Raw genomic sequence first — 12,327 nt, 5'->3', positions numbered from 1 at the left:
CCATGGCGCCCTGGCAGTCGTAGCATGCGGCCGATGGCAGCACGCGCTCCTGCCGCTGCCGCAACGCCAAGGAGACCCCTCATGTTCGAAGCATCCCTGATGCGCGGCCAGCGCATCCTCGTCACCGGCGGCGGCACCGGCCTCGGCCGTGCCATGGCCGAGCGTTTCCTGAGCCTGGGCGCCGACGTCGCCATCTGTGGCCGGGGCCAGGCGGTCTGCGAAGAAACCGCCGCCGCCTGGCGCCAGCAGTTTCCCGATCGGCGCATCGATGCCTTCGGCGTCGACATCCGCATCGCGCAGCAGGTCGACGACATGGTCGAGAGCCTGTTCCAGAGCGGCGGGCTCACGGGCCTCGTGAACAACGCGGCGGGCAACTTCGTCTCGCCGACCGAGAGCCTGTCGCCGCGCGCCTTCGACGCCGTGGCCAACATCGTGTTCCACGGCAGCTTCTACGTGACGCAGGCGGTGGGCAAGCGCTGGGTGGCGCAGGCCAAGTCGGGCGCGTGGAAGCCGGGCGATGCGTTCCGCAGCGTGATGAGCATCATCGTCACCTGGGTCGACAACGGCAGCCCGTACGTCGTGCCCTCGGCGATGAGCAAGGCGGGCATCGAGGTCATGACCAAGTCGCTCGCGGTGGAGTGGGCGCGCCACGGCATCCGCCTGAACGCCGTGGGCCCCGGCGAGATCCCGACCGAAGGCATGAGCAAGCGCCTGAACCCCGGCGAGGAACCCGGCGCACGCAGCATCAAGACCAACCCGATGGCGCGCGTGGGCCGCATGAGCGAGCTGCAGAACCTTGCGTCCTTCCTGATGGCGCCGGGCCAGTGCGACTGGCTCACGGGCCAGAGCATCATGATGGACGGCGGCAACGCGCTGGCCACCGGCGGCAACTTCTACGAGCTGCGCGAGTGGAGCGACGCCGACTGGCTGGCCGCGCGCGAACGCATCGAGGCGCAGAACCAGAAGGACAAGGCGCAGCGCTGAAAGTTACTTGCGCGGCGGCTTCGCGGCGCCCACCGTGACCTGCTTGCGCACGGGGCTCGACAGCACGAGCGAGGTGGTCACCGAACCATCGACCGCCAGCGCGTCCACCACGCGCTCCAGGTCGGTCGGCTCGGCGATGGCGCAGCGCACGAAGAAGCAGTCGGCGCCGGTCACGCGGTCCACCGCGAGCACCTCGGGCATGGCCTCGAAGAGCGCGAGGTAGCGCGCAATGGCCGCGTGCGTGGTGTCGATGCGGATGATGGCCTCCAGCCCCACGCCCAGCGCACGCAGGTTCACGCGCGCGCCATAGCCCTCGATCACGCCCGCATGCTCCAGCTTGCGCACGCGCTCGCTCATCGCCGGCTGCGACAGGCCGATGCGCTTGCCGATCGCGGCCAGGCTCTGGCGCGCGTCGGTCTGCAGGGCTTCGAGGATGAGGCGGTCTTTCTTGTCGAGGGTCATGGCGTGTGGCGAAAGAAGAGGGGACCGATGATCGATCGGTAAGGTGCGCTGATTTTCGATGGGTTGCCCTTCTGCGCGCGCGGCGCGGGCGCTATGGTGGCGGTCATCTTTTTCCAGGAGACCCCATGCAACTCGTCGGCATGCTCGACTCGCCCTTCGTTCGCCGCGCCGCGATCTCGCTGCGCCTGCTCGGCCTTGCTTTCGAGCACCGCTCGATCTCGGTCTTCAGCACCTTCGAGCAGTTCCGCGCGATCAACCCGGTGGTGAAGGCCCCGACGCTGGTGTGCGATGACGGCACGGTGCTGATGGACTCGACGCTCATCATCGACCACGCGCAAGCGGTCACCGGCCGCAGCCTGTGGCCTGCCGGCCCGGCGGGTCGGCTGCGCGACCTGCGCCTCACGGGGCTCGCGCTCGCGGCCTGCGAGAAGACGGTACAGATCGTCTACGAGCGCAACTTGCGGCCCAGCGAGAAGCAGCACCAGCCGTGGGTCGACCGCGTGCAGGGCCAGCTGAACACGGCGTATGCGGAGCTGGAGCGCGAACTGGCCGCCGCACCGCTGGCGGTGCCCGACGAGCGCACGATCACGCAGGGCGGCATTTCGACGGCGGTGGCCTGGACCTTCACGCAGTTCATCCTGCCCGACGCGGTGCGCCCGTCGGACTTTCCGCTGCTCGCCGCGTACACGGCGCAGGCCGAGCAACTGCCGGTGTTCGTCGGCGCGCCGCTGGTCTGAGCGACCGCGCTCAGGCCGCGATGTCCGCTCCGCGCTCGGCCAGCAGGCCGCGCAGCAGCGAGCGGTGGCAGCGCGATTCATCCTCGCAGTAGCAGCCGACCGCGAGCGCGGCGGTGTGCGAGAGCGCCGAGAGCAGGTCGAGGCTGCGGCTGGCGTCGGCCTCGGCCATCTCGGCCTTGTACTTGCGCATGAAGGCGTTCCATTGCGCCGGCGTCTCGGCTTCCTGCCCCAGCTTCATCGTCTCGGCCGACGGCGCGAGGTTGGGGTACCACACGTCGTACCAGTTCTGCGAGGCGAACTCGGTCTTCGGCACGCCGCGCGGCGGGCGGCGCACGGTGCCGATGCGCAGGCCCTCGCCGGGTGCGCGCGGGGTGCCGAGGCGGACGATGCGGATGCTCATGACGGGGATCTCCTGGGGCTGTTGTTGTGATGTGTTCGACTGTCAGGTGCCGACGATACCGCCGTCGCGTCGGCGGATCGCCAGCGTGGCCGAGCGCGGGCGCGCGCTGCCGGGCGCCGCGGCGTCGGGCCAGGCGCTGTTGTGCTTCGCGTCGCCGTCGTCGCGCGACTCGCCCGGGTGCTGGATGTTGACGAACAGCGTGCGCCGGTCGGGCGTGACCACGCAGCCCGTGATCTCGCAGCCGTTGGGCCCCGTGAGGAAGCGCTGGATGCGGCCCGTGGCCGGGTCGGCGCACAGCATCTGGTTGTTGCCGAGCGCGGCATAGGGCGGCTTGCCCATGGACTGCCCGCTCATGTCGGTCTGGATCCACAGCAGCCCGCCGCTGTCGAAGTGCAGCCCGTCGGGGCAGCCGAACGCGTCGGCGTGGTCGCCGGGGTAGCGGGTGCCGGCGCCGGGCTGCGCGGGGTCGCCTGCGAGCGCGTAGTGGTCCCAGGCGAAGGTGGTGCTGGCCGCGTCGCCGCCGTCCTCGCGCCAGCGCAGGATGCCGCCGAAGAAGTTGGGCGCGCGCGGGTTGGCGGCGTCGGCGCCGGGCTTGCCGAGGTCGCCGCGCTGCGAGTTGTTGGTGAGCGTGACGTACACCTCGCCGCTGCGCGGATGCACGGCGATCCATTCAGGGCGGTCCATCTTCGTGCCGCCGACGATGTCACCCGCCAGCCGCGCGTGGATCAGCACTTCGGCTTGGTTGGCGAAGCCGCTGGCGGCGTCGATGCCGTGGCGCCCGTGCACGAGTTCAAGCCAGCGCCCGCGCCCATCGGCGTCGAAGCGCGCAACGTGCAGCGTGCCTTCGTCGAGCAGGTGCCGGTTGGCCGCGCGCGCGGCGGCATCGGTGCCGGGGCGCACGGGGTCGCGGCTCACGAACTTGTAGATGTATTCGAAGCGCGCGTCGTCGCCCATGTAGACCACCACGCGGCCGTCTTTCGCAACGGTGCAGGTCGCGCTTTCCTGCCGCTTGCGGCCGAGCGCGGTGCGCTTGACGGGCACCGACTCGGGGTCGAAGGGGTCGATCTCGACCACCCAGCCGAAGCGGTGCGGCTCGTTCGGATGGCGGCTCAGGTCGAAGCGTTCGTCGAAGCGCCAGTACTCCACCCACTGCGCGCCCGGCACCGTGCCGTAGCGGCGCTGCGCGGGGGGCGCATTTTTCGCTGCTTCTTTCGGGCCGCCGAAGTAGCCGTGGAAGTTCTCCTCGCAGGTCAGGTAGGTGCCCCAGGGCGTGACGCCCATCGCGCAGTTGGCGAAGGTGCCGAAGACGCCGGTGCCTGCCGGGTCGGCGGCAGTGCGCATCAGCGGCGTGCCCGCGGCGGGGCCGGCGATGCGCATCGGCGTGCGGCCATGCACGCGGCGCGCGTAGGGCGAGGGCAGCACCTGGCGCCAGCCTTCTTGTGTGCGGCGGACCTCGATCACCGACACGCCCATCGCATGCAGCGACTTGCGGACCTTGTCGGCGTTCCAGGCCTTCACGCCGTCGGTGTGCAGCAGTTGCTCGTCGGTGTACTCGTGGTTCATCACGAGCAGGCCGCGTTCGCCGCGCGCGTCGAGCGCGAAGAAGTGCATGCCGTCGTGGTGCATGCCCGCCTGCAGGGCCTGCTCGTCGGCGCTGTTGCCGGCGTCGGGCGCGAAGGCCGGCATGCGGCCCGCAACGCCCGTGGGCGCGCCCCAGGGGTAGAGCATCTGCCACTCGTACTCCGGCGGCACCACCACCGCGTCGCGTTGCGAAATGGGCACGCTGGTGAAGAAGCCCGCCGGGCTCGTCGCGCCCGTGGAAGGCGGCAGCTGCGAGCGCGCGCAGCCCTGGCCGAACAGCGCGACGACGGCGGCGGTGGCGCCCGATTGCAGGAGAAAGTGACGGCGGTCCAGGGGCATGGCGAGGCGGCGGAGGTGTTGGGTCGGCGACAGTGCGCATCATCGCCCAGCGGCCCGGTCGCGCGATACTGAGCCGATACCCGGACACCGACAGGAGACATGCAATGAGCGACCGTATCGTATGGACCCGCCACGCCGACGGCGTGGTGGAACTGCAGCTGGCGCGCGCCGACAAGATGAACGCGCTCGACCCCGCGATGTTCGACGCGCTGGTCCAGGCGGGCGAGGCGCTGCGGGGCGACAAGAACGTGCGCGCCGTGGTCATCGCGGGCCGCGGCAAGGCCTTCTGCGCGGGGCTGGACATGGCGTCGTTCGAACGCATGGGGCAGGGCGCCGCCAGCGACGTGCTGGGCGCGGCGGCTGGCGGCACCGACCTGGTCGCGCGCACGCACGGCCTCTCGAATGCCGCGCAGCAGGTGGCGATGGTGTGGCGCGAAGTGCCGGTGCCGGTCATCGCGGCCGTGCACGGCGTGGCCTTCGGCGGCGGGCTGCAGGTGGCGCTGGGCGCCGACATCCGGCTCGTGGCGGCCGACACGAAGCTGTCGGTGATGGAGATCAAGTGGGGCCTCGTGCCCGATATGGCCGGCATGGTGCTGATGCGCGAACTGGCGCGCACCGACGTCGTGCGCGAACTCACCTTCACCGGCCGCATCTTCTCGGGCGAGGAGGCCGTGCGCCTGGGCCTGGCCACGCGCGTGGCCGCCGACCCGCTGGCCGAGGCGCTGCAGATGGCGCACGAGATCGCCGGCAAGAGCCCCGATGCGATCCGCGCCGGCAAGCGGCTGCTGAACGCGTCGCTCGCGCACAGCGCCGCCGAGCTGCTGATCGCCGAGTCGGTCGAGCAGCAGGCGCTGATCGGCAGCCCCAACCAGCGCGAGGCCGTGAAGGCCAACATCGAACGGCGGGCGCCGCAGTTCAGCGCGCCGGCCTGAGTTTCTTCTTCACGTTTTTTCTAGCGTTCCTCGCGGTGCAGACACCGCGAGGCGCAGCTGTTTGCGCGCCCGTTTCGGCCGGCCGAAGCGGTGGTCGCAACATTTCGTATGCCAAAAATCGTACACAAAGCGCGCCATCCGTGTCTTTGTGTAAGAATTAAGTAGTTGTTTTCCCGAGTAATTCGGCGGAATTGACCGCACTTTGTGTGCAGAAGGTCACGTCTTGCCGTATGCCCTCGGTCGGGAAAATGACTATCGGAGTCACACTCGAAAACAATTAATCAACTTTTGCTTTGGCTAGCGACGGCGTTCCGCATGTCGACGAATACGTTTTTTTGCAATCTCAGCGTGCCCATCCTCGTGGGCGAGGACCGCTACAAGTACGTCCCGATCGTGGGGGTGTTTCGCAGCATCCCCATCGAGCAGGTCGACGAGTGGGTGATGCACCCCGACGGCCGTCCGCGCAGCGATCGCGAACTCGCCGCCGAAGTGCTGGTCGAAATCCGCAAGCCGCTCGGCACCAGCGGCCACACGGCGCCGAACGCCTTCGACGTCGCCGACATCCTGCAGCTCGATCGCGCGGCTGCCATCGTGGTGTCGACCTTTCTCGCAGCGCTGCCGCGGGTCTGAACACCGCCTCGCGGCGTCTTCCTTTTTCTTTCCGTCTCAGCTCGCGATGGCGCCGACCGCCCAGTAGAAGGTCGGCCGCGCACCGTTGAGCAGGTGGTCGCCCACCACGCGTCCCTTGTAGATCGTCGGGTTGTGCGATGCCAGCGTGCGCGCATTGCGCCAGTGCCGGTCGAGCCGCCGGTCTTCCTGCAGCGCCGAGGCGCCGCCGATGTCGAACAGCCGCGTGCCCGCCTGCAGCACCGCATCGACGATGCCGGCCTGCGCCTTGGCGGTGTTCAGCTCCACCTCGAACAGCAACTGCTCGGGCACGGCCTCGCCGCGCTGCAGATGGCGGTCGACCTCGCCCAGGCCGCGCGCCACCGCCTGCACGGTCGACGCGGCCACGAAGGCCGTGCTCGCGAGCTGGCCGATCACCTGCTGCACCAGCGGGTCTTCGCGCGGCGTGGCACCGCTGCCGTGGCTGTAGACGCGCTTGCGCGGCTGCACGAAGGCCACCGCATCGCGCACGATGGCGCGTGCGATGCCCGCCAGCGTCGCCAGGTGCGTGAGCTGGAAATGCGCGGTGAGCGGCGTGGGCTGGTCGCGCACGTACAGCAGCACGTGCTCGGGCTTCACGCGCACCTGGCGAAAGCGCGTCGTGCCCGAGGCACTCAGGCGCTGGCCGAAGCCGCGCCAGTCGTCGACACGTTCGACACCCGCGGCTTCCGCGGGCACGAGGGCGATCACGCGGTCGCTGCTGCCGTCGTCGTTCAGGCGCTGCGCCGCGACCGAGATCCAGTCGGCGTAGAGCGTGCCGGTGCTGTAGAACTTGTCGCCGTCGAGGCGCCATGTGTCGGCGCCCTGCGCGTCGCGCGTGAGCGTGGTCTGCAGGGCGCCGAGTGCGCCTTCGCCGAGTTCGGTGGTGGCGTTGCCGAAGATCACGCCGTCGGCCGCCAGGCGCATCCAGGGGCCGTGCAGCGTGGGGTCGATCTCGGCGAACAGGCGCTCGATGAAACCGAAGTGCGCGCGAAGGATCTGCGGCAGGTTGGAGTCGGCCTCGCCGAGTTCGATCAGCAGGTCGTACAGCTGCTCGACCGATGCACCGAGACCGCCGTGCACGAGCGGTACGCGCAGTGCGCCGAAGCGCGCGGCCTTGAGCCAGGCCACCGGCGCGTAGGCCAGTTCGCGGTCGTTCTCGCGCTGCGCCGCGTGCTCGGCGATGCGTGCGAAGACGGGGCGGAAGCGCTCGGCGAGTTGCTGGGAAGAGGGTGCGAGCGTGGAAGGGCAGGCGGGGGCCGTGGGCGCGGCGGGGCGCGTCGGCGTGTCGTGGATGGATGCCATGGAGAGCCGGGCGGCCCCGAGGGCGCGCCGGAAAAAGAGCGATACAGGCGTGGGACTGTGCCCGCGCCATGCCGTCGCTGGGAAATACGCTTTTCGTGTTTTCTTATGCGCGGCGGGCGGGCTGCGCCGTCGCGTCAGAACTCGCCCTTGAGCCCCACGCGCACGCCCACCGATCCGTTCGACCCGCTGACCCCGGCGGAGAGCGCCAGCGGCATGTCCGTCGCGAGGCGGTGCACGACGCTGGCACCCATCGCGGAGTGGCCCTTGTAGTTCGCCAGCTGCGCGGCCCAGCTGGTCTTGCCCGGTGCGGACGGCATCGGCGCGTCGCCCATCGCCATCGCCGCGGCCACGCCCTTGGCCGCGAAGCTGCGCGCCTCCGACACCGCGGCCGCCGTCAGCTGCTGCGCCTGCTGCAGGTTGACCGCGTCGGTGGGCAGCACGCCGGGAGCCACGTTGGCGATGCTGCGCGTCTGGCCGGTGGCGGCGTTGCCCACCGACACCGAGTTGTCGCGCGTGGCCACCGAGCCCTGGCCGAGGGCGACCGAGTTCGATCCCGCGGCCAGCGTGTTGGCGCCCAGTGCCACCGTGTTGTTGCCCGTGGCGACGGCGTCGTTGCCGACGGCGGTCGTCGGATCGGCCAGCGCCTTCGCGCCCGCGCCGATCGCCACCGAGCCCGCGTAGCGCGCCTGCGCCCCGTTGCCGATCGCCGTGGTGTTGTCGCCGTTAGCGATGGCGTTGGTGCCCAGCGCCGTGGCGCCCGTGCCCGTGGCCTGCGTGCCGGTGCCGCAGGTCACATTGCCGCCGCTGAAGCTGCACAGGCCGTTGGACAGCGCCTGGTTCATGACGCCCTGCAAGGCGGCGATCTGCTGCATCGTGAAGGTGTTGGCCGTGGTCAGCGCGCCTTGCTGCACCTGCTGCAGCTGGCCGACGTTGGCGGCATCGGTGGCGGCGACGCCCGCGCGCACGTTGCTCAGCGTGGTGCCGGCGCCGCCGTTGGCATTCAGCGCGACCTGGGCGCCGCCCGCGCCGTACTGCACGGAGTTGTTCGCCACGCCCAGTGCGGTGTTGGCCGTGCCTTGCGCAGCGACGGCGGTGGCCTTGGCATCCGTGGCGCTGGCCTGCGCACCTTGCGCCGCGCCGAGGGCCGTGTTGGCGGTGGCCTGGGCCGTGGCTGCGGCCGTGGTTGCGGTGTTGGCCGTGCCCTGGGCGGCCGCCGCTGCGGCCTGCGCGGTGGCGACGCCCGCCTGCGCGGTTTGCGCGGCGTCCCTGGCGAGGACGGCCGTGCCATTGGCCGCGGAGGCCGCGGCCTGTGCGGTGTCCGCGGCCTGCCGCACGGTGTACAGCTGGCCGCCGTTGACGGCATCGGTGCTGGTGGCGTTCACCGCGCCGGCGCTCACGTTGACCAGGCCACGCGTCTGTCCCGCGCTGCCGAAAGACACGGTGTTGGCCGATGTGGCGACCGAGTTCGCGCCGATGGCCACGCCGCCGTTCGCACCGTTCGCGACCCGGCTGCCCGAGCCGATCGCCACGCCGCCCGCGGCCAGTGCTGCGGCGCCCGAGGCTGTGTCGCTCGCGCCGCCGATGGCCGTGCTGCCGTTGCCGGAGGCCTGGGCGCCTTGTTGGGTGCCCAAAGCGCTGCCGATAGCGACCGCGGCGTTGCCCGATGCCTGTGCGCCGCTGCCGCCCGATGGGCCGTTGTTGCCGCAACAACCGTTGCTGCCTGTGGCTCCCGCGCCGAGTGCGATGGCCCCGCCCGCCGATGCCACGGCGCCACGTCCTCCAGCGCCGCCTATGCCGCCTGCTTCGCTCGATCCGCCGGTCCCTCCGCCGCCGACGGCCGTTGCGCCGCCGGCGGTGGCGCTGGCACCGGTGCCACCCGAGCCACCGGTTCCGCCAGAGGTCGCGGCCCCGCCATTGCCCCCCGCACCCAGTGCTGTCGCGCCGTCGAAGGCGGCCGAGGCTGCGGCGCCGCCGAGGCCGCCTGTTCCTGCCGAACTGCTCGTGCCTGCGCTGCCCGCATCGCCGTGCGTCAAGCCGGCCGCATGGACGCTGCCTGCGGCTAGCAAGGCCACGGCAGCTAGGTGCCGAAGGGCGCGGACGCGCGACGGTTGTCCATGGACACCGTGGATGTGGACGTGGATCGGCATGGACTCTTCCCCTGTGAAAGCAAACAAGACAAACGCGACGGAGTGTGTCTTTTTGCCCTCGAGGGAGCCATCACCGAAAACTGGTACGAGCCCTCGCCAGGGTGCTAGATCGCCTTGACTTCGAAGTACGCCTCGTCCGTGTCGCCCAAGTCGCGAAAGCCCGCCGTGCGCGCAGCGTCGTAGGCCTTGACCCAGCGCGCGGCCAGCGCGATCTCGCGCTTGGTGAGGTCGGTGTCGCTCGACTCGCTGGCGTTCTGGAAGGCGCGCATTGCCGGCAGCACGTCGGCGCCCAGTTGCTTTTCGAGTTCGCGCCGGAAGCGTTGCTCCGCGACCCTGACCGCATCGGCCGACGAATGGGGGTAGTCGATCAGCTTGGCGGAAAAGGCGTCACGCGGTTCGTCTTCGTTCTTTTCGAGCGTGGCCGCAGCGGCGGGCTCGTGGAAGTTGAAGAGGGGCGAGGGCGGCGTTGCCGGCCGGGGGAAGAAGAGTTCAGCTTGGGTCATGGTTCACCCACGCGTTGGACTGGGATGCGTTCTTCGGCATGTGGATTCCTTGAGAATACTGTTTAAATGTACAGTATTGAGTCCAGAATTCAAATGACAGGCGGCGCGCATCTGGCGCATGTAGCCCTCTGCTTTAATGGCGCCTTGCCGGGGGAGGGCCCGGGCTTGTGTCACAGAGGAAGGCGACGTGCAGATGGATTGGATGACCGTCCTGGGGACCGTCGGAGTGATCGTCCTTCAAGGGCTGTCGTTCTGGTTCCTCTACTGGCTCTGGAAGAAGCTTCGCACGCCCAAGGCGCCCCGGGCGGGCGCTGCGCCCCTTGCGATCAAGGGCGGCGCGGTGCCCGTCGTGGCCACCTTCACCGGCCTGCGCGGCCTGCCGTGGGTGGCGCTGGCGACCAACAGCCTGAACCCTGTCTTCCGTATCGAAAGCGAGCAACTGGTGTACCGCGTGCTGCGCCAGCGCGAGCGGCCTTGGGCGGACATCCGCCAGGTCGATGTGCGCGAGGCCTATGGCACCTTCAACCTGATCTTCGAGTTCCACGACGCGCGCCGGACCTTCGTGGCCAATGTGGGCACCGCGGCGCGCGGGGCGCAGGCGTTGGCGCTGCTGTCCGAGCGCGTGCCGCTCTCCGCCCGTGCGCGAGAGGCGTTGCGTCCAGCGGGCGCCAAGGCCGGCGTGTGACGGGGTCGCGCGGTGCATCGGCGCGGCCGGCGTCGATGACCTGTGCACTGCGAGGCATCGCTACTACCATCGCGTCCATGCGCCTCACCTTCCTCGCCAGCCTTCTTCTGATCGCCAGCGGCATGGCCCATGCCCAGCAGGTCTACCGGTGCGGCAACCAGTACAGCGGTGAGCCCTGCGGCGGCAGCGGCGGCCGCGTGGTCGACGTGTCGCCGCCGGTGCGCAACCTCGAGGCGGCTGGTGCGTCCCAGGTGTTTCTCTGCGTGAGCAACAGCGGCGGGCGTTTCTGGTCGCCGAATCATTGCCGTGAGCGAGGCGCACTGGTCGAGCGCATCGAACCGGTCCCGGCAGGGCTGACGTGGGAACAGCAGGTGGACATTGCGGACCGGCAAACCAGGCAAGGCTATGCCGTCCAGCAACAGGCCGCGCAACAACGCGGTGCGACGTCGCCGGGCGTGACGGGGGGCAGTGGCGACACGTCGCGCTGTGCGCACTTCAATGAGCGGGTGGCGTACTACGACCGTTTGGCGCGGCAGCCGCAGAGTGGCGCGACGCAATCCTGGATCGCCGAGCAGCGCAAGGAGGCCCGGGATCAGCAGTTCAGGGCACGGTGCTGAGGCCCGCGAAAAGCGGCTGCGCGTGAGGCCGTGAGGCCTGCACTCGCAGGGCCTCAACGGCCGGGTCCGAAATGATTCTGCGCAACGCACCGGCGCCCGCCGGATTGCACGGCATTGCAGGCGTTCTCGGCGGCAGCGTATTGCTGCTGGCGCGTCTGGCGTTCCGCGGCGATCTGGGCGGGTGTCACGCCGGGTTCGGTGGGGCAGTTGGCGGCGATCATGTCCAGCACCGTCTTCGTCATGAACATCACCGTTTCCTGGCTGGCGGTGATCGAGGCATTGGGTGCGACCTTCGTCGCGATGACCGACTGCTTCATGGCTTCGCAGGTCTGGCTGGAAAGGCGCGTTCCGGCAGGGCGGCTGGCCGCGTTGGCCGTGCCCGCCGACGACGAACCTCCACCCGCCGCCGTGCTGCCGCCCGACTCACCCGTCATCTGCCGCGCCGTCGTGGCCGCCAGCGGATGGTCGGGGAAGCGGCTCATCAATGTGCGCTGCACTTCGCGCGCGCGGGCGCGGTCGCCCTGTGCGTTCAATTCGTCGGCGCGTGCGAACAACTGACCAGGGTTCATCGTCTGCAGGCTGGTTCGGAATTGCTGTTCGGCCTGGGCCGCCTGCTCGCGTTTGCGCTGCTGTTCGGCTTCGGCCGCGAGCCGGTTCTTTTCTGCTTCGGCGCGTGCGGCGGCCTCGCGGTCGCGCGGCAGGTTGACGTCGATCCGGTTGCCCTCGGTGTCGATGCGCGCGCCTACCGACAGCACGCCCTTGTCGTAGCGGCCTTCCTCGGATAGCGACCCGTCGGCGCGGTACTCGCGGCCCTGCGCGGGCTTGCCGTCCACGCGCAGGCCTTCGAAGCGGGAGCCGTCGGCGCGCGTGAAAGTGCCCTGCACGGCGCCTGTGTCGGTCCAGCGGCCGACCAGGTGTTGATTTCCATCTAGAAGTGACCCAGTTGGCGGTGTGATTTCCATCTAAATCTGACCCACGTGATAACCCTAA

Annotated in this window: 13 protein-coding genes; 6 read left to right on the top strand and 7 right to left on the bottom strand. The window is 70.0% G+C overall.

The window, feature by feature from the left end:
* The first annotated feature begins 81 nt into the window (after positions 1-81).
* A complete protein-coding gene (locus AC07Y4_RS20445) occupies positions 82-984 on the top strand; it encodes an SDR family oxidoreductase (RefSeq protein WP_495274967.1) in 903 nt (300 codons plus the stop codon).
* Between the two features lie 3 nt (positions 985-987).
* Here AC07Y4_RS20445 and AC07Y4_RS20440 read toward each other — a convergent pair whose 3' ends face one another.
* Positions 988-1,446 carry an Lrp/AsnC family transcriptional regulator gene (locus tag AC07Y4_RS20440; RefSeq protein WP_139704551.1) on the bottom strand — a complete coding sequence of 153 codons (459 nt, stop codon included), beginning with the start codon at positions 1,444-1,446 and terminating at the stop codon, positions 988-990.
* Between the two features lie 125 nt (positions 1,447-1,571).
* On the opposite strand from AC07Y4_RS20440, the gene AC07Y4_RS20435 reads away from it, so the two are divergent.
* Positions 1,572-2,183 carry a glutathione S-transferase gene (locus AC07Y4_RS20435; protein ID WP_495274966.1) on the top strand — a complete coding sequence of 204 codons (612 nt, stop codon included), beginning with the start codon at positions 1,572-1,574 and terminating at the stop codon, positions 2,181-2,183.
* Positions 2,184-2,193: 10 nt separating this feature from the next.
* Here AC07Y4_RS20435 and AC07Y4_RS20430 read toward each other — a convergent pair whose 3' ends face one another.
* Both AC07Y4_RS20430 and AC07Y4_RS20425 read right to left on the bottom strand, forming a co-directional pair.
* Positions 2,194-2,583 (bottom strand): DUF488 domain-containing protein, encoded by a 390-nt coding sequence (locus AC07Y4_RS20430; RefSeq protein WP_369629105.1) that lies wholly within the window; start codon positions 2,581-2,583, stop codon positions 2,194-2,196.
* 42 nt (positions 2,584-2,625) lie between these two features.
* Entirely contained in the window at positions 2,626-4,503 is a 1,878-nt protein-coding gene (locus AC07Y4_RS20425; protein WP_495274965.1) for a PhoX family protein, read from the bottom strand.
* Between the two features lie 104 nt (positions 4,504-4,607).
* Here AC07Y4_RS20425 and AC07Y4_RS20420 point away from each other — a divergent pair, with 104 nt between their 5' ends.
* On the top strand, positions 4,608-5,435 hold the full coding sequence (locus tag AC07Y4_RS20420) for a crotonase/enoyl-CoA hydratase family protein (protein WP_495274964.1): 828 nt from the start codon (positions 4,608-4,610) through the stop codon (positions 5,433-5,435).
* Between the two features lie 348 nt (positions 5,436-5,783).
* Positions 5,784-6,065 (top strand): hypothetical protein, encoded by a 282-nt coding sequence (locus AC07Y4_RS20415; protein ID WP_223301334.1) that lies wholly within the window; start codon positions 5,784-5,786, stop codon positions 6,063-6,065.
* Positions 6,066-6,101: 36 nt separating this feature from the next.
* Here AC07Y4_RS20415 and AC07Y4_RS20410 read toward each other — a convergent pair whose 3' ends face one another.
* The 3 genes from AC07Y4_RS20410 to AC07Y4_RS20400 form a co-directional block, all read right to left on the bottom strand.
* Positions 6,102-7,385 carry an acyl-CoA dehydrogenase family protein gene (locus tag AC07Y4_RS20410; RefSeq protein WP_495274963.1) on the bottom strand — a complete coding sequence of 428 codons (1,284 nt, stop codon included), beginning with the start codon at positions 7,383-7,385 and terminating at the stop codon, positions 6,102-6,104.
* Positions 7,386-7,519: 134 nt separating this feature from the next.
* On the bottom strand, positions 7,520-9,532 hold the full coding sequence (locus AC07Y4_RS20405) for a YadA family autotransporter adhesin (protein ID WP_495274962.1): 2,013 nt from the start codon (positions 9,530-9,532) through the stop codon (positions 7,520-7,522).
* A gap of 104 nt (positions 9,533-9,636) precedes the next feature.
* A complete protein-coding gene (locus AC07Y4_RS20400) occupies positions 9,637-10,035 on the bottom strand; it encodes a hypothetical protein (RefSeq protein WP_495274961.1) in 399 nt (132 codons plus the stop codon).
* Between the two features lie 226 nt (positions 10,036-10,261).
* Between AC07Y4_RS20400 and AC07Y4_RS20395 the strand changes: the two genes are divergently transcribed.
* Both AC07Y4_RS20395 and AC07Y4_RS20390 read left to right on the top strand, forming a co-directional pair.
* Entirely contained in the window at positions 10,262-10,720 is a 459-nt protein-coding gene (locus tag AC07Y4_RS20395) for a hypothetical protein (RefSeq protein WP_495274960.1), read from the top strand.
* Between the two features lie 77 nt (positions 10,721-10,797).
* Entirely contained in the window at positions 10,798-11,337 is a 540-nt protein-coding gene (locus tag AC07Y4_RS20390) for a hypothetical protein (protein ID WP_495274959.1), read from the top strand.
* 53 nt (positions 11,338-11,390) lie between these two features.
* Here AC07Y4_RS20390 and AC07Y4_RS20385 read toward each other — a convergent pair whose 3' ends face one another.
* Entirely contained in the window at positions 11,391-12,299 is a 909-nt protein-coding gene (locus tag AC07Y4_RS20385) for a hypothetical protein (RefSeq protein ID WP_495274958.1), read from the bottom strand.
* Positions 12,300-12,327: the final 28 nt, after the last annotated feature.

This window comes from Variovorax sp. GW460-12-1-14-LB1, from assembly GCF_059423605.1.
Note: the sequence above shows the minus strand (reverse complement) of the source record. Positions and strands in the feature narration are given on the sequence as shown.

Excerpts from the sequence above, each read along its gene's own strand:
- AC07Y4_RS20405 (WP_495274962.1), bottom strand. The coding sequence starts at position 9,532 with ATGCCGATCCACGTCCACATCCACGGTGTCCATGGACAACCGTCGCGC.
- AC07Y4_RS20385 (WP_495274958.1), bottom strand. The coding sequence starts at position 12,299 with ATGGAAATCACACCGCCAACTGGGTCACTTCTAGATGGAAATCAACAC.
- AC07Y4_RS20390 (WP_495274959.1), top strand. The coding sequence starts at position 10,798 with ATGCGCCTCACCTTCCTCGCCAGCCTTCTTCTGATCGCCAGCGGCATG.
- AC07Y4_RS20430 (WP_369629105.1), bottom strand. The coding sequence starts at position 2,583 with ATGAGCATCCGCATCGTCCGCCTCGGCACCCCGCGCGCACCCGGCGAG.
- AC07Y4_RS20445 (WP_495274967.1), top strand. The coding sequence starts at position 82 with ATGTTCGAAGCATCCCTGATGCGCGGCCAGCGCATCCTCGTCACCGGC.
- AC07Y4_RS20425 (WP_495274965.1), bottom strand. The coding sequence starts at position 4,503 with ATGCCCCTGGACCGCCGTCACTTTCTCCTGCAATCGGGCGCCACCGCC.
- AC07Y4_RS20410 (WP_495274963.1), bottom strand. The coding sequence starts at position 7,385 with ATGGCATCCATCCACGACACGCCGACGCGCCCCGCCGCGCCCACGGCC.
- AC07Y4_RS20435 (WP_495274966.1), top strand. The coding sequence starts at position 1,572 with ATGCAACTCGTCGGCATGCTCGACTCGCCCTTCGTTCGCCGCGCCGCG.
- AC07Y4_RS20400 (WP_495274961.1), bottom strand. The coding sequence starts at position 10,035 with ATGACCCAAGCTGAACTCTTCTTCCCCCGGCCGGCAACGCCGCCCTCG.
- AC07Y4_RS20420 (WP_495274964.1), top strand. The coding sequence starts at position 4,608 with ATGAGCGACCGTATCGTATGGACCCGCCACGCCGACGGCGTGGTGGAA.
- AC07Y4_RS20440 (WP_139704551.1), bottom strand. The coding sequence starts at position 1,446 with ATGACCCTCGACAAGAAAGACCGCCTCATCCTCGAAGCCCTGCAGACC.